Consider the following 25,856-nt stretch of genomic DNA (forward strand, 5'->3'; position numbering starts at 1 on the left):
TTTAAAATCAAGTAAGCTTACTTTACAGCCAACATCAAAAAAAGTCTATTGTTCTGCTTACCTTTTCGAATATGTACATTATACTCGAACAAAAGGCGCAAAAACAATAGACTTTTCAGTTAATTATTCATTCGCTAAGTCTTCACCATTTGAGGCAATTACTTTTTTATACCAATCAAATGATTTTTTCTTCGTACGGGCTAACGTTCCTTCACCATAGTTATCTCGATCTACATAGATAAAGCCATAGCGTTTTTTCATTTCACCTGTTCCGGCTGATACTAAATCGATACAGCCCCAAGTCGTGTAGCCCAATAAATCTACTCCATCTAACTCAACAGCATCTTTCATTGCTTGGATATGAGCTGCTAAATAAGAAATGCGATAATCATCAACAACATACCCATTTTCATCAGGTTCATCTACCGCACCTAAGCCATTTTCAACAATAAAAAGTGGCTTTTGGTAACGATCATAGATATCATTCATTGTAATTCTTAACCCTAATGGATCAATTTGCCAACCCCATTCGCTTGCTTCTAAATAAGGGTTTTTAACAGAAGCAAAAATATTTCCTGCAGTTTGTTCTAATAATTTAGGATCTGTTGTCGATACACGAGAAGAGTAATAAGAGAAGGAAATGAAGTCCACCGTGTGTTCTTTAAGTAAGTCCAAATCACCAGGTTCCATTTTTAATTCGATACCTTCACGTGCCATTTCTTTTAATGCGTAAGCAGGATATTCTCCACGTGACTGAACATCAATAAAGAAATAATTTTCGCGGTCTGCTTGGCGTGATGCCCACACATCCTCTGGCTTACATGTGTATGGATAATTTGCACCTGCGGCTAACATACAACCTACTTGGTTATTTGGATCCACTTCGTGCGCAATTTTTGTTGCAATTGCACTTGCTACTAATTCGTGATGTGCTGCTTGATATTTTACTTGTTCAACATTTTCACCTTCTTCAAAAACAAGACCTGCGCCCATAAACGGTGCATGTAAAATCATATTGATTTCATTAAAAGTTAGCCAATATTTAACCAACCCTTTATAACGGTTAAAAATAACTCGGCATAGATTTTCATAGAAACCAACTACTTCACGTGAACGCCATGCACCATATTCTTTAATCAAATGCATTGGGCAGTCAAAGTGAGTGATTGTCACTAGTGGTTCTATACCATGCTTTTGACATTCTTTAAACACATCTTCGTAAAATTTTAGTCCTTCTTCATTTGGCTCCTTTTCGTCACCCATTGGAAAAATCCGACTCCAAGCAATTGATAAACGATATGTTTTAAAGCCCATTTCTGCAAATAAGGCAATATCTTCTTTATAACGATGATACATATCAATTGCTACTTTTGCTGGATAAAAATGTTCTTCGTCAAATTCAAGCATTGATTTTTGACCTGTAATAACTGGAAAACGATCTTCACCAATTGGTACCACATCCACATTAGCTAGGCCACGTCCACCTTCATCGTAGCCACCCTCACATTGATTGGCAGCTGTTGCGCCACCCCATAAAAAATCTTTTCTAAAACCCATTTGTCTTTCCCCTTTTCTTTTCAACTATTCCATTCATCATCTTGTCTTCTTGTTCTCAGATCAGTTCAAAATGCTTGAATGCTAACCAAATGCCATCATTATCAACAGATTCCGTAATGTAATCAGCCATTTCTTTGATTTCTGGGCCACCATTCCCCATCGCTATCCCAGTGCCGCAATGCTCTAGCATCGGAATATCAACTTTCGCATCACCAAATGCGAAACTATTCTCTATAGCAATATGCAAATGAGTTAATAGTTCATCTACTGCTACTGCTTTGTTGATACCACTTAGTGCAATATCACCAAACAAAGCTGTTTCACCAGCGCCGCCCCAAGTACCAAGCTTATATTCTGGGAAGGTTGCTACTGCCTCTAAATAGTCTTCATAGCTATCCAAGATAAAACTGATTTTATTCACATCTTCTCGGTATAGGTCTGCGCCAAAGAGCATCTCTGGAAAAACTTCTCGAACAGTCGCCTGTCCTTTCCCTTTTCGTTGTGAATACTCTTGAATCGTCTTTTCACCACGGTCTTCAAAAAAGGCACTAGCGTACAGTCCGCTATTAGCTTCCAAATAAAATTCCAGGCCCTTTTGCTTTAGCCAATCAACAATTTTAGTTGTGTCTTCCAAGGTCAAGGTCGCTTCTTTTAGCACTTTGTCTTCAAACTCAATATAGCTCCCATTACCGCCAATATACCCGTCAAAGCCAATATCCAATATATCTTGATACATCTCGGCTTTACTGCGACCCGTTACGGTAAAAACTAAATTTCCTTTTCTTCGTGTCTCTTGAATAGCTTTGATGGCTGACTCAGGCAAATCATTTTCGTAATTCACTAGCGTTCCATCTACATCTAAAAAGACAATTTTTTTCGTCATGACGATTCCCCTCAAACTTTCACTGCGTCTAACTCACGAGCTACTTCATCTTGTACCTCAATGCCTTCTTGTTTTAATCGTTCAATTGTTTCACTAAATTGTGGTAAATACTCTTGATGTGCAATAAACAGTTCATCCATGATTCGTTTCGCTGTTTCTCCTGAACGCACCAACGGATTGATTGTAAATGCTTGTAATGCCGTTCCATAGTCGCCAGTTACGGCAGCTTCAATGGTTAACAATTCCATATTTTTCATTACTTGTAACCAACCTCTTTCAGCTGGTGCTAATGAACCAAAGGCAACATTTCGCGCACCTTGAGCACCAACATAAGCAGTTACTTCTACGACACAATCTGCTGGCAGATCAGGAACAGCACCTTCATTTTTCGTGGAAACGACAATTTGAGTCTCTTTATTTCCATAAATTGAGGCAATCGTTTCACAAGCCGCATCTGAATAATAAGCGCCTCCGCGTTTTTGTAACTGCTCAGGTTTATGGTCAAGTTTTGGATCTTTGTAAAGCTCAAATAACTCTGCCTCTGTTTCTTTCACTTGTTGGGCACGAGTACCGATTGTCCGATATTCTTCCAGTGCATGAGCTAGCATTTCTTCTTCGCGATAATAATAACGGTGATAGCCACAAGGAACCATTTGCATTTGTTTTAATTGTTCTTTGAAAAATGGAATATCGAAAATGTTTTTTGGCAAACCATTATCTTCATCATAAAGTCGGTCAATCAGGCGATCTGTGATGTCTTTCCCCGTTTTATCTGCAACTTTATGCCAATGGAAATGATTTAAACCTGCAAATTTATAAATCAAATCTTCTTTCTTTTCACCCAGCATTTCTGGTTCAGTCATCATCGCCATAACAGGCACATTACATAAACCAATGACCCGATCCCATTTTCCATAACGAACAACTGCTTCCGTTACCATACCACTTGGATTCGCAAAATTGATGAGCCATGCATTCGGACATAAACGTTTCATGTCTTCAACCACAGACAAAATCACAGGAACGGTACGAAAAGCTTTAAACATCCCACCAGCGCCATTTGTTTCTTGACCAATCATGCCATAATAAGCAGGAATTCGTTCATCCTTCACACGTGCATCTAGTTGCCCCACTCGAAATTGAGTTGTTACAAAATCGGCATCTTTTAACGCTTCTTCACGGTCAAGTGTCGCATAGATTTTCACATCATAAGGGGTTGCATCCCACATCCGTTGGGCCATTTTACTAACAATTTCTAGTTTTTCTTTCCCCGCTTCAACATCAACCAACCAAATTTCACGTATTGGTAATTCTTCATAGCGTTTGATAAAGCCTTCCATTAATTCAGGGGTGTAACTACTGCCGCCGCCAATCGTCGCAATCTTGATTCCTTTTGTCATGTGCTCACTCCTTCAATTTTGTTTACATCTTCATTATCATTTTTGTAAAAGAAATTCTCAAGACACCTCCTTGATTTTGCAGAATCATTTACAAAAATCGAGGTTTTTTTGGTTTATTTTGTAAATATCACTTTGTCTAGCGCTTAATATTTCTTAAACTTTACTGATTTCTCTATAGAATAATTTAAAAACGTTTACAATCCATTCACAAAAAAGATATAATTCATGTAAAAAGGAGGCGTTCGATGCTTTTACGAGAAAAAATCAAACAAACTACTTTTTCACCTGCCGAAACACAAGTTGTTCACTTCCTCTTTGAGAACACGCAACAAGTTGCGCAACTGACGATTCAAGAAATTGCGAATCAATCTTTCGTTCATCCTTCAACTTTGATTCGCGTGGCAAAAAAACTGGAATTCAATGGCTGGCTTGAATTACGTGATACTTTTTTAGCTGAAGCTGAATATTTAGAAAGAAACTTTCAAGAAGTTGATGCCAATCTGCCTTTTACAGGTGAGGAAGGAATCATGACAATCGCAAACAAATTAGCTTCTTTGGAACAAACAACGATTCAAGATACGCTTTCATTGATTCATCATGATGACTTACAACAAGCAAAACAGTTACTACTCAAAGCAAAAAAAATCGTCATTTTTGCCAGCAATGCCAATACATTAATCTCCCAAGACTTCATTTTAAAAATGAAACGTATCAAAATGGATGTTCATATTGTTACCACATTTGGTGAATCATCTTATGAAGCGTATAACTGTGATGAAGACACATGTGCTTTACTGATTTCTTATACTGGTGAGAATCAGATGATTTTAAAAACCGCGCACATTTTACGCGAAAAAAATGTGCCAATTTTAGCTTTGACCAGCATCGGCGAGTCCAGTCTTTCCACTTTAAGTACCGTTGTCCTACGTTTGACAACTCGGGAACGACTCTATTCAAAAATCGGGAATTTTACAATCAATACGTCAATCTGCTATTTGCTAGATGTACTTTATGGCTGTGTCTTTGCTGAAAATTATCAACAAAACTTGAACCATCTGATCGCTGTTGGACAAAAAGTTGATAAACGTCCAATCAGCTCTGCGATCATGCAAGAGAACCACGGGGAAAACTTTCAAGTGAAGGATTCCTTTTTACCCAATTGATCCTTTACGCAAAAAATGTTTCTTTTTTGCAATAAAAAAAGCAAGTAATGAATGGACCTGTTTAGGCCCTCTTCATTGCTTGCTTTATTTTTACTATTGGTTAACTGCTTTGTAGTTGATACATATCTGCATATAAACCGCCAATTTGTAACAGTTCTTCATGATTTCCCCGTTCAACAATTTTCCCCTTATCTAAAACTAAAATAAGTTCTGCATCACGAATGGTCGACAGTCGGTGAGCAATAGCGATTGTTGTTCGTCCTTGCCTCATTTTAGCCAAACCTTCTTGAATCAAACCCTCTGTTTCCGTGTCAATGTTTGCTGTCGCCTCATCCAACACAAGAATTTTAGGATCTGTCACAATCGTCCGTGCAAAAGTAATCAACTGGCGTTGCCCGCTGGAGTAACTCGCGCCTCGTTCAATCACTTTCGAATGATACCCTTGCGGCAAGTCATCAATAAATCGATTCGCTTGGACAAACTCAGCCGCTTCGCGAATTTGTTCATCTGTGATCTTGTCGTTAAACATTCGGATATTCCCAGCAATGTCGCCGTAGAATAAAAATGCGTCTTGGAGAACCAACCCCATTTTTTCTCGAAGTTCATTGATTGGATAAGATCGGATGTCACGATCATCAATCAAAATTTCACCTTCATAAAATTCATAAAAGCGCATCAAAACATTGATGATTGAGCTTTTCCCACTACCGGTATGTCCAACTAAAGCCACTGTTTCACCAGGATTTGCAACAAACGAAATATTATTTAAAACATTGTTTTTTCCATCATAAGAGAAACTAACATTTCTAAATTCGATTTTGCCATTGATAATTTCACCGCTGGCATGTTCCTCTTGTTGTGGCGCATATTCTGTCGTATCCATAATTTTTAAGATTCGACTTCCAGCAACGATTCCATCGGTAAAGACACTTAAAAAGTCCATCATTTGTGACATTGGATTAAAGAAACCTTGAACATATGTCGTAAACGCATAAATCAATCCCACTTCCACTGGAGAGTGTAGGGCATCGATCCCAAATAAAGTTAAGACAAGCGCAATCGCTAACGCATATAAAAAATTGATGATTGGACTCAACAAAATTGAATTCGTTTTGATCATCGCATAGCGAGTCGCCAAATAATCATCATTTACTTCTTCAAACTCATTGGCCAAACGAGCTTCTTGCCGAAATTGCTGAATGATTTTCATTCCAGAAATTGATTCATTTAACTTGGTATTCAACTGACTCAGTTTTTCACGCATGTTCCGATAAATCCGAGAACTGAATTTTTGATAATACCAAATAACTACACCTAAAATTGGTAAAAAGATTAATGTCCAAAGTGTAATTTTCACATTGATCTGAATCATTGCAACTAATGAAGAAATCACTGCAAAGATTCCCGTCAGAATCATCAAGAATACATACCAGAATTCAAATAATGTTTCCGTATCATTCGTGACACGCGACACGATTGAACCTGCTGGTGTCTGGTCAAAATAGCGCATACCTAATGTATGAAGCTTTTCAAATAGTTTTACCCGAATATGCTGGAAGGTCTTTAATGAAGCCATTGAATATAAATACCACTGGAAAAACCAGATAATACTTTTGACAATAACTCCGAATAAATACAACCCCGCAAAAAACAAGATGACTTGGGTTGTCGCTGATTGATTTGCTAAATGGTTATCCATAAACGACTGGATGATTCTTGGCAAAATGACATTAATAACAGATAAACCTAACGCAAATAAGATAGCCACAATGAATGTTTGCTTAAATGGTTTGGCAAAAACCAGCAATCGCTTGATAATCTGTTTCTGTTCTTTTAAAGGAATGGATTTGGTCCATTCCGATTGATAATTTTCGTCCATTACGCCTCACCTCCCTCAATTTTTGCTTCTAGTTGTTGCTTGTCCCACATTTGTTGATACCAGCCACCTAACGTTAATAGCTCCTCGTGTGTTCCACGTTCTACAATCTTTCCTTGATCGATAACTAAGATTTCTTTGGCATGCATCACACTGCTTAAGCGATGGGCAGCAATGATTGTCGTTTTTTCTTTACGATTCGACTTTAAATTTTGAAGAATCGCTTCTTCTGTTTTAGCATCGACAGCCGATAACGCATCATCTAAAATCAACAACTCTGGATTTTGAATTAATGCTCGTGCAATGGAAATTCGTTGCTTCTGTCCTCCTGACAAGGACACGCCACGTTCACCAACCAATGTGTCATACCCTTTTGGTAACTCTTTGATTTCATTATTAATAAATGCCATAGTTGCAGCTTTTTCTACTGCATCTTCTGGCAATGCTGGATTAGAAAAACGAATATTTTCACGAATCGTCATGGAGAATAAGAAATGATCCTGTGGAACATAGCCAATTGATTGCAATAAAGCATCCAAAGAGTACTCTTTGATATCCTTTCCACCAATCATCAATTTTCCTTGATATTGGTCGTACTCACGCATCAAAAGTTTAAGAATCGTTGTTTTCCCAGCACCTGTTTTTCCTACAATCCCCAAAGTGTCCCCTTCATGAACTGTAAAATCAATTTTTTCTAATGCAGGTCCTTGTTCTTCAGGATAACTGAATGAATCAATTGCAACAGTCAACTCACCTTTGGCTGGTGTTTGAATGGCGCCTATTTGCTCAACAATATGCGTTTTCTCATGTAGTAGCTCGTTTACACGATCGTAAGAAGCATTTCCTCTTTCCAACACATTGAATAAACGTCCAATCGCAAACATTGGCCACACCAGCATCCCAATATAACTAATGAAAGAAACCAACTGGCCAATTGTAATCGTTCCTTCTAAAACATATTTTCCTCCAAGAATAATCGTCAAAACATAAGAAATACCAATAATCAGTGTAATAAATGGATCAAACAAGGCATCTAAAAAATTCACTCGTTTATTTTTTTCAATTGCCTCTGCAATCTTTGTTTCAAAATCCACCAAATCTTCTTGTTCTTGACCAAACGTTTTGATTACTTTGATCCCCGTGATACTTTCTTGTGTTTTATCATTAATCGATGAAAAGGCTTCTTGTGCTTCACGAAATCCATCATGAAGCTTGGTACCCAATACACGCGACGTTACAGCCAACAACGGTAACGGAATCAGTGCAATCAGCGTCAGTCGCCAATCAACAAATAAAATCATCGCAATGATTGTCGCACCTCCAGTGATTACTGAATCTGCAAAAGTCAAAATTCCTGCACCAGCCACATTTTGGATTGCATTTAAATCATTTGTTGCGTGTGCCATCAGGTCACCCGTTCGATATTTTTGATAAAAGAGGGTATCCATTTTAGTAAAGTGCTTGAATAAACGTTGACGCAACTCTTTCTCAAGTCGTGCGGCACTTCCCCAAATGTTCATACGCCAAATGTAACGAAAAAGATATTGAAGAACGGCTGCCACTAATAAGATGGCAATCCAAAAGGCAATCGTCGACAATGAAATTTTTTTATCTGCGATTTCATCAATGATTAGTCCGATGACTTTTGGTGGAACTAGTTGGACAAGTGCAACAATCATCAACGAGAATACGCCTACGAAATAATGCTTTTTTTCTTGTTTAAAAAACCAACCAAGTTTTCTAAAAATCGACATTTTATGCCTCCTTTGTTTTTTCTCAAGAGCATCCAGTTTTAATTATCTGAATTTTCTAACAACTGCAATCAAAAAAAGCAGGCTGAAAAAAATCAGCCCGCTTAACGTGTGTCATTTTGGAAGGAGAACCTATTTTTTGCCTTGGTTCTTCATTTGCTGCATCATCTGACGAATTTTCTTTTCAGATGGTTTTTGCCCCATTGACATCATCATTGATCGTAACATGTCCTCATTAACGGGAGGATTTTTTTCTAAATAGTCTTGCATATATTTGCGCGCAAAAAAGAATCCACCTATTGCGCCGATTAGTAACGCGATTACAGCGATAAGTACGACAATACCTGTTGATACCATGTAAATCTCTCCTTTCCTTTTCCGAATTGCTCTCAATAAAACATTTTACTAAAGATTTTATAAAAAGAAAAGCTGTTTTCTGAATAATACGTAAAAAATTGGATAAAAATTCCTTGTACACCCATTTTCTTTCGGATTTTTCCCATCCTCCCCTAAGAAGGTGCGCCTTATTATTAATTTTAGGCTAACCGAATTTTTTTCTTGAATTTTATTTAATTAGGTGTAAAATGTAGTCGTAAAATCAAAACAGAAAGGTGGTTTGATTGTGGAAAATTCAAACCAACATAAACACCGTTTAATTGAACATACAAACGGCTTATCCTTGGCCGAAGTCAATGGTACAGTTGAAGTGCCGAAGGGAAAAGGCTTTTTCAAAACTTTACTTGCTTATTCAGGTCCTGGCGCTTTAGTAGCTGTTGGCTATATGGATCCAGGTAACTGGTCAACTTCTATTACAGGTGGACAAAATTTTCAATATTTACTCATGTCAGTCATTTTAATGTCAAGTTTGATTGCCATGCTTCTTCAATACATGGCAGCCAAATTAGGTATTGTTAGCCAAATGGACTTAGCACAAGCCATTCGAGCTCGTACCAGTAAAACATTAGGTATTATCCTCTGGGTACTGACAGAATTAGCTATCATGGCAACTGATATTGCTGAAGTCATTGGTGCAGCAATTGCTCTGTATCTTCTCTTTGGAATTCCATTAGTCGTTGCTGTTTTCATTACTGTTTTTGATGTCTTCTTACTTTTATTGTTAACGAAAGTTGGTTTTCGAAAAATTGAGGCAATTGTTGTTTGCTTGATTTTAGTGATTTTATTCGTTTTCGTTTATCAAGTTGCTTTGTCTGATCCCGATTGGAAAGCTCTATTTGCAGGCTTCATTCCAAACAGTCACACTTTTGCTGACAGTCCTGCAATTGGTGGACAGACACCATTGACTGGTGCTTTAGGTATCATTGGAGCAACAGTGATGCCACACAATTTATATCTCCATTCAGCTGTTTCACAAACAAGAAAAATCAACCATGATGACAACGCAGATGTAGCTCGTGCAGTGCGTTTTACTACTTGGGATTCTAACATTCAATTATCCATGGCCTTTCTTGTTAACGCTCTTCTATTGATTATGGGTGTTGCTGTTTTCAAAACTGGAACTGTAGAAGATCCCTCTTTCTTTGGCCTTTATGAAGCCTTATCAAATCCGGCCACGATGAGTAATGGGATTTTGGGTGAAGTTGCAAAATCAGGAATACTTTCTACTTTATTTGCGGTTGCCCTACTTGCTTCTGGTCAAAACTCAACGATTACGGGTACTTTGACTGGACAAGTTATTATGGAAGGTTTTATCCATATGCGTATTCCAGTTTGGTTGCGTCGTTTAGTAACTCGTTTACTTTCAGTTATTCCTGTTCTGATCTGTGTCATGTTAACTAGCGGAAAAAGTGCCATTGCTGAACATGAAGCATTAAATAATCTGATGAATGAATCACAAGTCTTCTTGGCTTTTGCTTTACCATTCTCAATGATTCCTTTATTGATGATGACTAATAGTCAAGTAGAAATGGGAAAACAATTCAAAAATTCATTCGTAATCAAAATTTTAGGTTGGTTTTCTGTCATTAGTCTGACTTATCTCAATTTACGAGGATTACCCGGACAAATCGAAAGTTTCTTTGGTAGCCAAGCAACGATTTCAGAAATCTCGTTGGCTGACAATATTGCCTATGCAATTATTGTGGCAGTCCTGTTATTGCTAGCTTGGACCATCATTGAATTGTATCAAGGAAACAAGAAACATGAACAATATCTAAAAGAAGTTATGCAAGAAGAAGGATAATAAGGCTGTGGTATAAAGCGTTCAGCTTCAAGCAATAAGGAAACTTTTCTAAAAATAGTTTCGCATATTTTTATGAAAGGTGGGCTTATTGCCGAAGAAGCTGCTTTAGGAACACCGTAAATGAGGTTGTGGCGCCAAGCGTTCAGCTCCGACAAGATAGCGAGCAGTCACTCAAATAGTTCTTCACATTTTGAAGTGAGTGCAAGCTATTTCGAGGAGTTGCTTGGGGAACACCGTAAATGAGGTTGTAGCGCAAAGCGTTACAGTACAAAACATTTAGCTACGACCAAATTTCAACATCTTGAAATTTGTCACAATGCTTCATTTAAATCACAAAAAAGAATCCGCAAAAATCGTTTGATTTTGCGGATTCTTTTTGTTTCATACTATCTATTTTATAATTTTACAATTGAGTTTATACTTCTTCAAGTAGTTCTGGAAAGAGAGTTGGCTCAAATCTTTGTTCTTTGAACATTGTGATTTCTTTACCATACGGTGCATAAGCTTTCTTTTTATCTTTTCCAACGTAAGGTGTTTCTAAAATTTTTGATACATGTTCAAAGCGAGAATCGTGAACAATTGTGTTCAACGCATCAAAGCCAATCGTTCCAAAACCAATATTTGCATGACGATCTTTATGTGAGCCCTGTGGATTTTTAGAATCATTGATGTGCAACACTTTTAAGCGATCCAGCCCGATTACTCGATCAAATTCAGTCATTACACCATCAAAATCATTTTTCACATCGTATCCTGCATCATTTGTGTGACAAGTATCGAAAGTGACAGATAATTTTTCATTCAAAGTAACCCCATCCATAATTTTTGCAAGCTCTTCAAATGTGCGACCAATCTCTGTTCCTTTACCTGCCATCGTTTCTAAAGCAATCTGAGCAGTTTGGTCTTTCGTCAATACTTCATTCAATCCTTCGACAATGCGCGCAATTCCGGCTTCAGGGCCAGCACCAACATGTGCGCCTGGATGTAAAGTGATTTGAGTCGCACCTAATGCTTCAGCACGTTCGATTTCTTCTCTTAAAAATTGGATTGCAAAAGGAAACATTTCCGGCTTTATCGTATTTCCTAAATTAATGATATACGGTGCATGAACCACAATATTTGAAAGACCGTTTTCAGCCATAAACTCTTTTCCTGCAGGAATATTCATTTCGTCGATTGCTTTTCTTCTCGTATTCTGTGGTGCACCTGTATAGATCATAAAAGTTGAAGCGCCATAACTTGCTGCTTCTTCAGCTGCGCCTAAAAGCATTTTTTTCCCACTCATACTAACATGTGAGCCTAGTAACATGTATTTTTCCTCCTAATTTCCAGTCGTTTGCTCCAGATGATCGATCCCTTTTGAGCCCTTTTTTCATCTTAACCGAAACTGTACATAAAGAAAAGTTTAAGGATTGTTTGTTGGAGAAATTCTTCAAAATGATTGCTTATTTTCAATTAAAACTGGTAATTTTAACCTAAAAAATGCGTAGTCTGTTTTTTTGCCCGTTTTTTTGCTATAATTAGCGAAATAATTCAATAGTTGAGGTGACTCTTTTGCCACAAAAAGATATTAAAAAAAGGAAGAAACACGCCAACACTGAAAGATGGTTCATTCCTAAAATTATTTTTAGAGTTTTTCAGTCGTTAGCAGTCGTGATTGTCGTACTTTTATTACTAGCTGGTGCACTTGGTCTCGGGATTGGAGCTGGTTATTTTGCTTACCTTGTTGAAGACACCCAGACACCAACAAAAGAAGAATTGCAAGCTGACTTAGGCAATATCACAGAAACATCCAAACTTGTCTATTCAGATAACAGTGAGATTTCAACCATTCAAACAGATTTGATGCGAACAACCGTCGCTTCAGACAAGATTTCTCCCTTATTAAAAACAGCGATTATTAGTACAGAAGATGAGTATTTTGATGAACATGACGGCTTTGTACCTAAAGCAGTCTTACGTGCCTTAGTTTCTGAAGCTACTGGAATTGGTTCTTCTGGTGGATCAACGTTGACACAACAGTTAGTTAAGCAACAAATTTTAACTGACGAAACAACATTTAAAAGAAAAGCCAATGAAATTTTACTTTCGGCACAAGTCGAGAAATATTTTTCTAAAGACGAGATTATTTCAACTTATTTGAATGTCTCTCCTTTTGGCCGAAATAACAAAGGACAAAACATCGCCGGTGTACAAGAAGCAGCGAAAGGGATTTTTGGGGTAGATGCAAAAGATGTTTCTTTACCACAGGCTGCCTTTATTGCTGGACTGCCACAAAGCCCAATTACTTATAGCCCTTACACTAATACTGGTGCTTTGAAAGAAGACGTTTCAGACGGACTTGACCGAAAAGATTTTGTTTTGTTTAGTATGTATCGTGAAAAGAAAATTACGAAAGATGAATACGAAGCGGCGAAAGCTTACGATTTGACCAAAGATTTCTTACCGCAGCAAATTGCTGAACAAAATGATCGGGGTTTTCTCTACTACACTGTTATGAACAACGCAACTGAAATCGTAACGAAGCAACTAGCCGAAAAAGACAATGCGGATCTTGCCGACAGCAAAACGTATGATGCTTACTATCAAAAAGCGCAACAAACGATTCAAAACAAAGGATATACAGTTCATTCAACCATTGATAAAGATATTTATGCAGCTATGCAAGATGCCGTTGCAAATTACGGTTATTTATTAGATGACGTTTCTGGTACTCGTGTCGAAACTGGGAATGTATTGATGGACAATCGAACGGGTCGGATTTATGGCTTCGTTGGCAGTCGTGATTACGCGCAAAGTCAAAATAATCATGCCTTTGATATGATGCGCCAAGCCGGTTCGTCAATCAAGCCAGTATTGGTTTATGGACCCGCGATTGATATGGGCTTAGTTGGTTCCGAATCACGAATTTCCAACTACACCACAACTTGGAAAGAAGGCGCAAACTCTGGTGAAGAGATCGTGAATGCGACAAATCAACATCTCAACACTTTCCAAACGATTCGGGAATCTTTAGATTGGTCAAATAACATACCTGCCTATCATTTATATCAAGATGTACTTGATTCAGGTGGCTCAAAGCAAGCTGCTTATGATAACTATTTAGCCAAAATGAATTATCCAAAAAATGATAATTGGGGTGTTGAATCTGCACCACTAGGAACTGTAGAAGTGACTACCCTTCAGCAAACAAATGGGTTTCAAACATTAGCTAATAATGGAGTTTACCAAGAAGGTTACCTAATCGACTCGATTACAGATAACGAAGGTAACGTTATTTACCAACATGAAGAAAAACCTGTTCGCGTCTATTCAGAAGCAGCCGCTTCAATTATGAATAACTTAATGCGTAGTGTATTAGATCAAAAAATCACTACACCATTTAAAGAAGTGATTACGAATTTAGATGGTACATTAGGAAATGCTGATTGGGTTGGGAAAACTGGTTCGACCAATGAATATCGTGATTCTTGGTTAATTGTTTCAACGCCATCAATTACAATTAGTAGTTGGTCGGGACACGATGATAACACGCCAATGGATAATCAGGCTGGAAAACGTTCCGCAAACTATTTAGCCTATTTAATTAACCGTGTCTATCAGACCAATCCAACTGTTTTTGCAACACAAGAAAAATTCGAACTTTCCTCTGATGTGAAAAAAGAAAAAGTGGCTTCCTTTACTGGTCAACTTCCTGGAAAAGTCACAGTCAATAAGCGTTCGATTCAAACACCAAGTAATACGGTTGAATCTCTTTGGGCAAAAAATGAACCAGAAAAGAGTACCTTTAAATTCGGTATTGGTGGAACAGATGACAATTATACTGATTATTGGAAGACAGCTTCTACTTATGCACGTACAACTTCCAAGACAAAAAATGCACGAAACAACAATGACTAAAAGAAAAGCCACGGCATATGCTGTGGCTTTTCTTTTGGTTCTATTTTCTTTTGGTCCTTATTTTTAATTCCTAACTACTGTGCTCTCAAAAGTGGGTGTTTTTTATGTTTGTTTACTATTTTTTGAGTGCTTGTTCGCTATCTTTTGAGTGCAGTGTTTTGTGCTACAAGCTTTATCCACGGTGTTCCCAAAGCAACTTCTTCGGCAATAAGTTCTCTTTTCTTAAAAATATGGGGAACTGTTTTTAGAAAAGCCTTCTTATTGCTTGAAGCTAAACGCTTGGCGCCACAACCTTATCCACGGTGTTCCCAAAACAACTCCTCCATATAGCTTGCATTCACTTCAAAATATGTAAAACTATTTTGAGTACTTGCTCGCTATCTTGTCGGAGTTAAGCGTTTTGCGCCACAACCTTTTATCAAAAAAGCCACGAACAATCAAAATGATTGCTCATGGCTACTTTTTCAATCAAAAATTATTTTGTTGAACCTTTTTCTTCAATTCCATAAGGTAAAACAATTGTTTTTTCTTCAACTTCTTCTTTGTTCATCATTTTTGTCAACAAACGCATTGAAACCGCACCAATATCATATAAAGGTTGTGTAATACTTGTCAAACGAGGACGAGCTACTTCAGTTAATAATGAGTTGTTGCTTGTGATGATCTCAAATTCTTCAGGAACTTTGATTCCTTTATCCAGCATGCCATCCAAGATACCAATTGCTAGTTCATCATCTGAAACATATACAGCAGTTGCTCCACTGTTATGGATACGATCAACTAATGACAAGCCATCTTTGAAGTTATAACTTGCTTCAAAAATCAGACCTTCACTATAAGGTAAGTTATTTTCTTTCAATGCATCTTTATAACCTTTCAAACGGTTTTGACCATTGATTGGGTCAATTAGTGCACCACTAACAAACGCAATTTTTTCGTTGCCGTTTTTTGCTAATTGATTCACTGCATCTTTTGTTGCAGAAGTATAATCAATGTTTACGCTACCTACTTGTTCATCTGGGTCAATTGAGCCCGCTAAAACAACTGGTGTTTTTGAGCGAGAAAATTCGCCACGGATTTCATCAGTAATATGATGTCCCATAAAAATTACACCATCAACTTGTTTTGCTAACAAGTTGTTTAGTACGTTTACTTCTTTTTGGTCATTACCATCTGAGTTAGCCAAAATAATATTGTATTTGTACATTGTCGCAACATCATCGATTCCTCGAGCCAATGAAGCGAAAAACATATTGCTGACATCAGGAATGATTACACCAACAGTAGTAGTTTTCTTGCTTGCTAATCCACGCGCAACAGCATTTGGTCGATAATCAAGACGATCGATTACTTCCAAAACTTTCTTTCGTGTCGCAGGTTTAACATTTGGGTTTCCGTTCACAACGCGTGAAACAGTTGCCATTGACACATTTGCTTCTCTAGCTACATCGTAGATAGTAATTGTTTGTTTTTCCATTTGTGTTCTCCCGTTCTTATTTATCTGATTTTTTCTGAAAATACGACTTACATTTCTAAATTAGAATATCAAATTATTTTATGGATTGCAACCGTTTTAACAGTGTTTTCATGAAAATTATGTTTTTCTTTCAATTTATCGGAATGGTCTTTCGAAAAATTTAATGTTACAATGATAAATAGTTTGAATTATCAGAAAGAAGGAAGCTAAATGAACAATGTAAAAATCAATGAATTGCGTCAATGGATGGCAAATAATCAGGTTGAGCTTGCTTATATCAGCGACCCTGGACACATCGCATATTTCTCAGGTTACGAAAGTGATCCACATGAACGTGTGCTTGCGTTATTTATTCCATTAGAACAAGACCCATTTTTATTCACACCAGCTTTAGAAGTTGATGATGCCAAAAATAGTGGTTGGACTTTTGATGTTCGCGGTTACCTTGATAGTGAAAACCCTTGGGAAATCATTGGCAAAGAAATTCGTACGCGTTATGGTCAACCCGGTAATGTTGGAATTGAAAAAAATGCTTTGACTGTTGAACGTTTTGATTATATGTCGGATATTTTATCTGGAACAGATTTCTTTACTGACTTGACTCCGGTTATTCAACGTTTGCAATTGATCAAAACAGTGGAAGAAAAAGATAAATTAATTGCAGCTGGAAAATGGGCAGATGTTGCTTTTGAAATTGGATTTAAAGCAGTAAAGGAAGACATTACAGAACAAGCAATCATTGCCGAAATTGAGTACCAATTGAAAAAACAAGGTGTTTCACAAATGTCTTTTGATACATTGGTTTTAGCTGGAAAAAATGCGGCTAGTCCTCATGGTGCACCAGGGAATACACAAGTTAAACCAAATGAACTTGTTCTATTTGATTTAGGTGTTGTTTGGGACGGTTACTGTAGTGATGCAACTCGAACAATTGCTTACAAAAAACCAACTGAATTCCAAGAAAAAATCTACAATATTACATTAGAAGCTCAACTAGCAGCTCATGATGCTGTTCGTCCTGGAATTACGGCTGGCGAATTAGATCAGATTGCACGCGGTGTAATTGATAGCTATGGCTATGGTGAATACTTCAATCATCGTTTAGGACATGGGATTGGTACAACTGTTCATGAGTACCCATCTTTAGTCGAAGGAAATGATTTGGTTATTGAGGAAGGTATGTGTTTCTCTCTTGAACCAGGTATTTACATTCCTGAACAAGTGGGTGTGCGTATTGAAGATTGTGTTTATGTGACAAAAGATGGTTGTGTGCCATTTACAACAACACCAAAAGAATTGTTGATTTTGGAATAAGGTTGTGGCACCAAGCGATTAGCTTCAAGCAATAAGAATGCTTTTCTAAAAATAGTTCCCCATATTTTTAAGAAAAGAAAACTTATTGTCGAAGAAGCTGCTTGGGGAACACCGTGTATGAGGTTGTAAAAGAAGTGCCCAACTTCAATAAATAAGAATAAATTTTCGGAAATTGCTTTTCAAATTTTTGTGAAATTTAGGCTTATTTTGAAGGAGTTACTTCTTGAACACCGTGGATAAGGTTGTGACACCAAGCGATTAGCTCCGAAAAGATAGCGAGTAGGCACTCAAAATAGCATTTCATATTTTGAAGTGAGTGTGAGCTATGTCGAGTAGAAACACAAAATAGCTTTCCATATTTTGAAGTGAATGTAAGCTATGTCGAGGAGTTGCTTTGGGAACACCACGATATCTAGCAAAAAAGACGGGTCGGAATAATTTCCGATCCGTCTTTTTATCAGTGTAGCTTACTTTTCTTCTACAACTTTTTTAGCAGCATCTTTCACATCTTCTTTTGCCATGTCTGCTAAATCTTTTGTATCTTCAACGACAGGTTTTGCTTCTGCAACACCATCTTTCACTGTTTCCTTTGCTTGCACTGCAGAATCCTTCACATCTTCTGCAATATCTGCTGTTGTGTCTTTTGCAAGACTACCTAAATCTGCAGTTTGTGCTTTTAATTCATCTGCTGATTTTTTAAAACGATCAGATAAATCTGCTGATTGTTCTTTCAGATTCAATAAAATATCATCTGATTCATCGCTTGCTTGCTCCGCAGTTTGGTCAACTTTGTTTTTGATGTTGCCGGCTAACTCACCAGCTTGTTGTGAAAGATCAGCCGCCTTTTCTTTTGCAATATCCGTTAGCTCTGCAGATTTTTCTTTTGCAAGGTCAGTATAATCTGAAGCTGCGTCTAATAGATCATCTGCTTGTGCTGCTAAGTCATCGCGTAACTCTTTTCCTGATTTTGGTGCTAACAATAATGCTGCAACTGCCGCTGCTGTTCCACCAATCACTGCACCTAATAGAAATCCACCTTTTTTAGCCATATTTATTTTCCTCCTGTCTGTTCATTCTGTTTTTTATTTTTAAAAAATTTCATTGCTGTTCCACCGACTTTACCAGCAACTGTCGCTTGCGCAGTTGTTTTTCCTAAGCCGCCAACTTTTGTTACCAAATTTTTACTTGAAGAATTCAATTCTGAAACACTTTCACTTAAATCAGCTACAGCTGTAAACAATGGATCAATCGTTGCAACTTTTCCATTGACATCTTCAAGCAAATCATTACTTTTCACAAGTAGTCCCTCTACTTGTCTTGAAAGGATATCTACATCCTTTGTTACAACTGCAATCGTTGTATTCGCTTCTGCAACAGTCTTATCAACTTTTTCTAATGTTTTTGATACTTGCATCAAGATACGTACTAAAAACACGACTAACACTGCAAAAGCTATTGCTGCAATCAATCCTGCGATTTCTCCGCCTGTCATAATCAATCTCCTTCCCTTGCCTCTCCTCTTAAGAATAGCATTTACGTTTTTTTTAGACAAATAAAATACTACCGATTCTTACTTTTATCAAAAAAGAAAGCCTCAACTACCAGTAAACTATGAGTAGTTGAAGCTTTTTCTTACTTACGCAAAAGTAACTTATTTTTCTTTTGATTCAACTTTTTTTGTTTCTTTTGCTGGAGTTGCTAATGTTTTGCTCAACTCAATAATATATTCTTTTAATGGTGCACCGACTTCTGGATGTTTTAATCCATATTCAATACTTGTTTTCATAAACCCAAATTTGTCTCCTACATCAAAACGTTGACCAGTAAACTGACGAGCGAAGACACGTTGCGTTTTATTCAGCGTGTCAATTGCATCCGTTAATTGGATTTCATTTCCCGCACCAGGTTCTTGGTTTTCTAGCACTTCAAAAATTTCTGGAGTCAATAAGTAACGACCAATGATTGCTAAATCACTTGGTGCTTTGCTTGGATCTGGTTTTTCTACAAAATTTTTCACATTGTAAAGACCTTTTTCTAGCTCGCCACCAGGATTGATAATACCGTATTTTGATGTTTCTTCATGTGGGACTTCCATTACAGCAATGGTTGAAGCATGGGTTTCTTCGTAGTCATTGATTAGTTGTTGTGTTAATGGAATGTCGTCCTCCATGATGTCGTCACCAAGCATTACAACAAATGGTTCGTTCCCAATAAAAGCTTTTGCTTGCAAAACAGCATGTCCTAACCCTTTAGGATGAGATTGTCGGATAAAATGTAGATTGACATCTGTTGTTTCTTCAACCAATTTCAATAAATCATTTTTCCCTTTTTCACGAAGATTTGTTTCTAGTTCAATATTGGCATCAAAATGATCTTCGATTGGACGTTTAGCTTTTCCAGTAACAATCAAAATATCTTCAATTCCAGATTTCAATGCCTCTTCGACGATAAATTGAATCGTTGGTTTATCCACGATTGGTAACATTTCTTTTGCCATTGCTTTCGTAGCCGGTAAAAATCTTGTTCCTAATCCTGCTGCTGGAATAACTGCTTTTTTTACTTTCATGATTGACGACTCCTTTAAAAAATAGTTAATGAAAATTCATTTTCAACTTTTCCATCACGTAACATAATTTCTTTTGCTGCTTTTTTGATGTCTTTTCCCTCATAAAGGACTTCATAAATCGTTTGTGTTATTGGCATTTCCACGCCCATACTATTGGCCAATTCCATAGCTGCTTGCGTCGTATTAACACCTTCGACTACCATTCCCATGTTTTCTAATACTTCGGGTAATTTTTGACCTTGCCCTAATAAATTGCCGGCACGCCAGTTACGAGAATGAACACTAGTCCCTGTGACAATCAAATCACCAACACCACTTAACCCAATGAAAGTTAAAGGGTTAGCACCCATTGCAACACCTAAGCGACTGATTTCAGCTAATCCTCTTGTCATGATTGCAGCTTTTGCATTATCACCAAAGCCTAGCCCATGAATTGCTCCTGTGCCGATTGCAATAATGTTTTTTAACGCTGCCCCCATCTCAACTCCAATGACGTCAGGGTTGGTGTAAATTCGGAAATAGTCATTCATAAATAATCGTTGGACATATTTTGCAGCTTCTGTATTCGTACTTGCTGCTGTAACTGTCGTAATATCACGGTTGGCTACTTCTTCAGCATGACTTGGACCAGATAAGACAACGACTGCTTTTCTTTGTTCCACTGGAATTTCTTCTAATAAGATTTCTGAAATACGCTTATGTGTCTTTTGTTCCAATCCTTTGCTGGCATGAATGATGACAGGTTTCGTATTCGGCGTCATTTTCATCACAACTTCTTGCGCTACAGAACGAATCGCTTTCGTTGGCACCACGAATAAAATAGCGTCTACGTCAGCTAAGGCTTCTGCCATTTCGGTAAACGCCCGAATAGCTGTTGCTAATTTCAGTTCTGGTAAATATCGTTGATTCGTATGCTTTGTGTTGATTTCAGCTACTTGTTCTGCTCGGTGTCCCCAGATTCTTACATCATGACCATTTTCTGCAAGCACTTGGGCTAGTGCCGTCCCCCATGAACCAGGACCTAACACTGCGATTTTTTGTTGCATTTAACCACTCCTTTGCACGGAACATTGTTTGCTTGATCATTAAATAATTGATTGATTATCACCAAAACTTCGATCATAATCTGTTAAATTTTTATCTTTTTTACGACGTAAAATGAATACGACGATGGTTCCAATAAATAGTACTGCTGAGAGTAACTGAGAAATGCGAATGATATTTAGGAAGTATAAGCTATCTGTTCGAAGCCCTTCGATAAAGAAACGTCCGAAACTATACCAGATAAGATATAAAAGAAAAACTTCTCCTTTTTTAAGCAAATGTGGTCGTTTTCTCAACACCAATAATAAGATGACGCCAAGCAAACTCCATACTGATTCGTAGAGAAAAGTCGGCTGGCGAAACGCGCCATCAATGTACATATTTTCAATAATAAACTGTGGTAAATGTAGACTTTCTAAAAAGCTACGAGTTGTTTCCGGCCCAAAAGCCTCATGATTCATAAAGTTTCCCCAACGACCAATGGCTTGTGCAAGCAACACGCTAGGCGCTGCAATGTCAAGAAAAGTCCACGGTGAGATAAAGTGATACTTGGTAAAGAAATACATCGTAAGTCCACCAGCAATCAATCCACCATAAATAGCTAACCCACCCGAGCGAATATTAAAAATCTGGATTGGGTCTGCAATATATTGAGGTAAATCAAAAAGAATATAATATAAACGAGCACCGATGATTGAAAGTGGTAATCCCCATAGCATAAAATCCGTCACGTCATCTGCTTTCATACCGACTCTGACTGCTTCTCTAGTGCTTAGCCACATGGCAATAATGATCCCTGAAACAATGATCAATGCATACCAATAAATAGGGATTCCGGCAAGCTCAAACGCTACTCGATTGATTTGTGCGAGCATTTTGTCACTCCTTATTTATTAATTTCCTGAATTTTCTTCGATTAAACGACTTAATCGTTCTTCAAATGTTTTTGTTGCGTCGAATCCCATTGTTTTCGCACGGAAGTTCATCGCAGCAACTTCAATGATGATAGCCACATTTCGTCCAGTCTTAACTGGAATTTTGATTTGTGGGATGCCGACTTCTGCAATTTCAACCGACGTATCCTCTGAGCCTAATCGATCATATTTCTTATCTTTCGCCCAAGCCTCTAAATAGACAGCCAGTTGGACTTGCATCGAACCACGTACCGCACTTGCACCAAATAAGTTCATGACATCGATGATGCCAATTCCACGAATCTCAATCAAATGCTCCAAGATTTTTGGTGGCTCACCAATCACGGTTAATTCATCTTGTTGATAAACATCCACTCGGTCATCTGCAATCAAACGGTGACCACGCTTGATCAATTCTAATGCTGTTTCACTCTTACCAATTCCACTATCTCCTTGGATCAAGACACCTAGTCCATAGACATCAACTAAAACACCGTGGACACTTGTTCGTGGTGCTAATCGTCCGTCTAAATAGCTAGAAAGTTCTCCTAACAAACGTGATGTTGAAATTGGTGAGCGCAAGACAGCCATCCCATGTTCATTTGCAGCCTGAATCATTTCTTCTGGTGCAGATAAACCTCTGGAGATAATAAACGCGGGCATATCTTCGCTGCATAAACGTCGCATAATCATCAAACGTTCCTCTGGAATCATGCGCTCTGCAAAACTAATTTCTTTGCTTCCAAATAATTGAAGCCGATCATGTGAATAATAACTAAAATAACCAGTCAGTTCTAAGCCTGGACGTGAAATGTCACCTGTGACTATGACACGTTCTAAACTTTTTTCATCGCCGGTCACGATTTCTAAAGATAATTTTTCAACCAGTTGGCTAACTTTAACTACTTCTGCCATATTCATGCTACCTCATTTCTATTAGGGTGTTCGTTTTCATTTTATCATTGTCTACCCAAACTTACTACCAAATAAAAAAAACGGTTTATTTCTTTTTCAAATAAAAAAGATTGCAAGAAAAGTCTATTGAACTTTCCCTGCAATCTCTTTTTTCTCTTGCTGAATAAAGAAATGATGATTTTTTAGTTGGTGTCTTTTCGTAGTTACTGACGATTTAAATTATGCTCACTAACAACAACATTTACTAATGACATAACAATTGCTACTAGAAATGCTGCTCCAAATGATGCAAATCCAAAATTGGCTGCTCCAACAAAGAAGGAAGTCAATTTTAATATTGCTGCGTTCACTACAAAGCTAAACAATCCAAAAGTAACTAAGGTCAGCGGTAAAGATAAAATTGTTAAAATCGGTTTGACGAACATGTTTAACACCGATAAAACAAAACTTGCTAACACCGCTGTCCAAATGCTACTCACATGGATCATTTGGGGAAAAAGGACTGCTAGTGAAATGAATGTCAAAGTATTCACAACGATTCGTTGGAAATAAGACATTAGAAGTCACTCCAATCATCATCATCGATTTTTTCAGCTTCTTTGCGTTTATTCGTTTGTTCGCGATAATTATTTTTTTGGTAATATTCATTATTGTGACCATAGTTTGTACGAGAAGATTTACCAGACGGTATGATGACAGCTAGTAAAATGTACAAAATAATTGGACTGCCAAATGCAACAAGACTCAAAAAGACATACACCACACGAACAATTGTTGGATCAATACCAATAAACTCTGCAATTCCCGCAAGTGTACCGGTTAATACAATATTATCAGTTGATTTCGTTAATTTTTTTTTCATTCTATTTCACCTCTGTCCTATCTATTTTAATCGAAAATATTGGGAAACAAAAGTCTGTTCCACGTATTTTTTGGCGACTACACAGACTAGAATGAACAACCCAGAATAGCCCATTTTTTTGGGCTATCCTGTGTCATCTCACATTTGTTTTTCTATTTAATAAGAGTTCCCTTACTCAGCATCTTTCAAAAAGATGTTTCCTGTTGTGGTTGATAATTGAACTTGGGCAATTCCTGTATCAGAAATACGGCGGAATTGTAACATTTGATTGGTTCTTTCTTTCTTTTCGCGGACAACATCATACTCACTCATGCGGCTATTGATACTGCCTAAGCTTGTTTTTGCATGTCCTTCGACACCTAATGTTTCCGGTAACGCTACTTTCACGTTTCCATTGACAGAGCTTGCTTCGACTTTTCTTAATGAGTTCTCTGTTAATGTCAAGCGAACATCCCCATTGACTAATGATACCGAAACATTTTCAGGCGTTGTTGCCATGGTGACTGTTCCGTTGACCGTTTCAATGATTGAGTCTAAAATTTGACCGCGATTCACGTCAATATTGCCATTGACTCCTTCAATTTCTAACATAGTTGCTGTCAAATCATTAATTAGGATATTTCCATTCGTTGATTTCGCATAAGTGTCTTTTGTTTCTAAACCTTTAATTGTGATATTTCCGTTAAGCAATTTGATTGCTACATGGTCGTATAAGCGTGTTGGTAAGTAGAAAACAAGGTCTGCTCGTACACGTTTATTCGGAATTTGGAAAGAAATGTGGTCTTCATTGACTTCGATTTGGCTTCTTTCTAAAAAGGCATCAAATGGTTCAGCTGTCATTTTTCCGTAGAGTTTGATTTTGGCTTCTACTTTGACATCTTCACTATCCCACGTTTTCAAAAGCACGTTTCCGTTTGCCGCTTTGATATCGATGATACTTGCTTCTGGTGCTTCATAGTAAAATTCATGTTCGAATTTCGTTGTTGCAATACCAGGAACACGTAAATTAACATCTTTCCATTCCATGTTGTCGTTCACAGAATCAGAAACCGTTTGGAACGTTTTCTTCAAGAACTTGCCTAATTGGCTACCCGCTTCAGACATTTTTTCGCCAACTTGGTTCAAGGTGTCTGTTGCTTGTTCTTTCCAATCATCTGGTAAGTCAAATTTTTCAGCAATTGAATCTTTCGTTTCTGACCATTGATTTTTACGAATATCTTTTAATTCTGCTTCGAGCTTCAATTGTTGCTCAACTAGCTTATTGCCTTCTGCTTCTAACGTTTGGATTTCACTTTCCAACGCTTGACGTTGTTCAAGTTCTTCTGCGGTTAACTCATCTAGTTCTTCTTTTGTATTCAACTGCATCAATGCTTCCTGTTTGTCATTGCGTGCTTGTCGATTTTCTTGTAATTCAGCATTCACTTCATCTAAATGTGCAGATGCTTTGTTTGCTTCTGTTGCTAATTCATCAAGAATTTTTTCTAAGTTTTCTTGATCTTGTTTTTCTTTTTCCTTTGGATCCACTTCAGAATCAGTGAAGGTTTCCTCTGCATCATTTTCTAAATCATCCATCAATTGACTTACTTGATCTTTTTCTTTATGACTAGCAGTTACTTTGTCTGCTTCTTTTTTAATTGACTTTTCGTCTTTTTCAGTTGCCATACTTTCTAACAAATCTAAGCCTTCTTCAGTCGAAAGGATTCCTTTTTTTACTAAGTCTAAAATACGTTCTCTTTCTTTCATGGAAATTGCCTCCTTGAGCAAATATTGTTTGCAACTTTTCCTTACATCCATATTATGCCTTCATTTGAAGAAAATGTCATAGGACTTAAGATGTAACTTTTTCTCCACCTTCCGTCATTCCCTACTATTCTAATCATACTAAAAAAAGAGATTGGAAGAAAACAAAGTGCGTTTTCCCCCAATCTCTTAAAGGTAAGTTCATTTTTTATTGTTTGACACTAACTTTTTGGAACACTCGCTATCTTGTCAGAGCTAAACACTTTGCGTCACAAATTTTATCCACGGTGTTCA

General features: G+C 37.4%; 21 protein-coding genes. 4 read left to right on the plus strand and 17 right to left on the minus strand.

Annotated features, from left to right (window positions below; translation table 11 throughout):
* Positions 1–123 precede the first annotated feature (123 nt).
* From AB3I20_RS06790 to AB3I20_RS06800, 3 genes are read right to left on the minus strand one after another with little or no spacing between them, the layout of a single operon-like run.
* Positions 124–1,557, minus strand: a complete 1,434-nt coding sequence (locus tag AB3I20_RS06790) for a 6-phospho-beta-glucosidase (protein WP_067483859.1) — start codon at positions 1,555–1,557, stop codon at positions 124–126.
* 55 nt (positions 1,558–1,612) lie between these two features.
* Positions 1,613–2,440: a Cof-type HAD-IIB family hydrolase gene (locus AB3I20_RS06795; protein WP_067483857.1), complete on the minus strand. Its 828-nt coding sequence runs from the start codon at positions 2,438–2,440 to the stop codon at positions 1,613–1,615.
* 11 nt (positions 2,441–2,451) lie between these two features.
* Positions 2,452–3,840 (minus strand): 6-phospho-beta-glucosidase, encoded by a 1,389-nt coding sequence (locus tag AB3I20_RS06800; protein WP_067483855.1) that lies wholly within the window; start codon positions 3,838–3,840, stop codon positions 2,452–2,454.
* Between the two features lie 245 nt (positions 3,841–4,085).
* Here AB3I20_RS06800 and AB3I20_RS06805 point away from each other — a divergent pair, with 245 nt between their 5' ends.
* Positions 4,086–5,003, plus strand: a complete 918-nt coding sequence (locus AB3I20_RS06805; protein WP_368027122.1) for a MurR/RpiR family transcriptional regulator — start codon at positions 4,086–4,088, stop codon at positions 5,001–5,003.
* A 100-nt stretch (positions 5,004–5,103) separates the two neighbouring features.
* Here AB3I20_RS06805 and AB3I20_RS06810 read toward each other — a convergent pair whose 3' ends face one another.
* The 3 genes from AB3I20_RS06810 to AB3I20_RS06820 all read right to left on the minus strand — a co-directional run bounded on the left by AB3I20_RS06810 (position 5,104) and on the right by AB3I20_RS06820 (position 8,987).
* Positions 5,104–6,882: an ABC transporter ATP-binding protein gene (locus tag AB3I20_RS06810; RefSeq protein WP_368027123.1), complete on the minus strand. Its 1,779-nt coding sequence runs from the start codon at positions 6,880–6,882 to the stop codon at positions 5,104–5,106.
* Positions 6,882–8,633: an ABC transporter ATP-binding protein gene (locus AB3I20_RS06815; protein ID WP_067483849.1), complete on the minus strand. Its 1,752-nt coding sequence runs from the start codon at positions 8,631–8,633 to the stop codon at positions 6,882–6,884. Before AB3I20_RS06815 ends, AB3I20_RS06810 begins: the two co-directional genes overlap by 1 nt.
* A 129-nt stretch (positions 8,634–8,762) precedes the next feature.
* Positions 8,763–8,987, minus strand: a complete 225-nt coding sequence (locus AB3I20_RS06820) for a YneF family protein (protein WP_071868695.1) — start codon at positions 8,985–8,987, stop codon at positions 8,763–8,765.
* Positions 8,988–9,249: 262 nt separating this feature from the next.
* On the opposite strand from AB3I20_RS06820, the gene AB3I20_RS06825 reads away from it, so the two are divergent.
* Positions 9,250–10,830: an Nramp family divalent metal transporter gene (locus tag AB3I20_RS06825; protein ID WP_368027144.1), complete on the plus strand. Its 1,581-nt coding sequence runs from the start codon at positions 9,250–9,252 to the stop codon at positions 10,828–10,830.
* Between the two features lie 415 nt (positions 10,831–11,245).
* Here AB3I20_RS06825 and AB3I20_RS06830 read toward each other — a convergent pair whose 3' ends face one another.
* Entirely contained in the window at positions 11,246–12,139 is an 894-nt protein-coding gene (locus tag AB3I20_RS06830) for a deoxyribonuclease IV (protein ID WP_067483845.1), read from the minus strand.
* Between the two features lie 245 nt (positions 12,140–12,384).
* Between AB3I20_RS06830 and AB3I20_RS06835 the strand changes: the two genes are divergently transcribed.
* Positions 12,385–14,730, plus strand: coding sequence for a transglycosylase domain-containing protein (locus tag AB3I20_RS06835; protein ID WP_075491423.1), 2,346 nt, complete (start codon positions 12,385–12,387; stop codon positions 14,728–14,730).
* 475 nt (positions 14,731–15,205) lie between these two features.
* Here AB3I20_RS06835 and ccpA read toward each other — a convergent pair whose 3' ends face one another.
* Positions 15,206–16,207: a catabolite control protein A gene (gene ccpA / locus AB3I20_RS06840; protein ID WP_067483841.1), complete on the minus strand. Its 1,002-nt coding sequence runs from the start codon at positions 16,205–16,207 to the stop codon at positions 15,206–15,208.
* Between the two features lie 210 nt (positions 16,208–16,417).
* Here ccpA and AB3I20_RS06845 point away from each other — a divergent pair, with 210 nt between their 5' ends.
* A complete protein-coding gene (locus AB3I20_RS06845) occupies positions 16,418–17,521 on the plus strand; it encodes an aminopeptidase P family protein (protein ID WP_368027124.1) in 1,104 nt (367 codons plus the stop codon).
* Between the two features lie 467 nt (positions 17,522–17,988).
* On the opposite strand, the gene AB3I20_RS06850 is transcribed toward AB3I20_RS06845, so the two are convergent.
* From AB3I20_RS06850 to liaX, 9 genes are all read right to left on the minus strand, one after another.
* On the minus strand, positions 17,989–18,570 hold the full coding sequence (locus AB3I20_RS06850) for a YtxH domain-containing protein (RefSeq protein WP_071868692.1): 582 nt from the start codon (positions 18,568–18,570) through the stop codon (positions 17,989–17,991).
* Between the two features lie 2 nt (positions 18,571–18,572).
* Positions 18,573–19,013 carry a DUF948 domain-containing protein gene (locus AB3I20_RS06855; RefSeq protein ID WP_067483835.1) on the minus strand — a complete coding sequence of 147 codons (441 nt, stop codon included), beginning with the start codon at positions 19,011–19,013 and terminating at the stop codon, positions 18,573–18,575.
* Between the two features lie 159 nt (positions 19,014–19,172).
* Positions 19,173–20,087: a UTP--glucose-1-phosphate uridylyltransferase GalU gene (gene galU, locus AB3I20_RS06860; protein WP_067483833.1), complete on the minus strand. Its 915-nt coding sequence runs from the start codon at positions 20,085–20,087 to the stop codon at positions 19,173–19,175.
* A 14-nt stretch (positions 20,088–20,101) separates the two neighbouring features.
* Positions 20,102–21,133 carry an NAD(P)H-dependent glycerol-3-phosphate dehydrogenase gene (locus tag AB3I20_RS06865; protein WP_368027125.1) on the minus strand — a complete coding sequence of 344 codons (1,032 nt, stop codon included), beginning with the start codon at positions 21,131–21,133 and terminating at the stop codon, positions 20,102–20,104.
* A gap of 39 nt (positions 21,134–21,172) precedes the next feature.
* Complete coding sequence (lgt, locus tag AB3I20_RS06870; RefSeq protein WP_071868691.1) at positions 21,173–22,006, minus strand: prolipoprotein diacylglyceryl transferase; 834 nt, start codon at positions 22,004–22,006, stop codon at positions 21,173–21,175.
* Positions 22,007–22,024: 18 nt separating this feature from the next.
* The gene (hprK, locus tag AB3I20_RS06875; protein ID WP_067483827.1) at positions 22,025–22,960 is read right to left on the minus strand and encodes an HPr(Ser) kinase/phosphatase; all 936 of its coding nucleotides are present in this window, start codon (positions 22,958–22,960) and stop codon (positions 22,025–22,027) included.
* 203 nt (positions 22,961–23,163) lie between these two features.
* Positions 23,164–23,517, minus strand: a complete 354-nt coding sequence (locus AB3I20_RS06880) for a phage holin family protein (protein ID WP_067483825.1) — start codon at positions 23,515–23,517, stop codon at positions 23,164–23,166.
* Complete coding sequence (locus AB3I20_RS06885) at positions 23,517–23,822, minus strand: PspC domain-containing protein (RefSeq protein ID WP_067483823.1); 306 nt, start codon at positions 23,820–23,822, stop codon at positions 23,517–23,519. Before AB3I20_RS06885 ends, AB3I20_RS06880 begins: the two co-directional genes overlap by 1 nt.
* A gap of 171 nt (positions 23,823–23,993) precedes the next feature.
* On the minus strand, positions 23,994–25,565 hold the full coding sequence (gene liaX, locus AB3I20_RS06890; protein WP_067483821.1) for a daptomycin-sensing surface protein LiaX: 1,572 nt from the start codon (positions 25,563–25,565) through the stop codon (positions 23,994–23,996).
* Positions 25,566–25,856 lie beyond the last annotated feature (291 nt).

The organism is Enterococcus sp. C50, from assembly GCF_040887505.1.
GTDB classification, from domain to species: domain Bacteria; phylum Bacillota; class Bacilli; order Lactobacillales; family Enterococcaceae; genus Enterococcus_B; species Enterococcus_B thailandicus.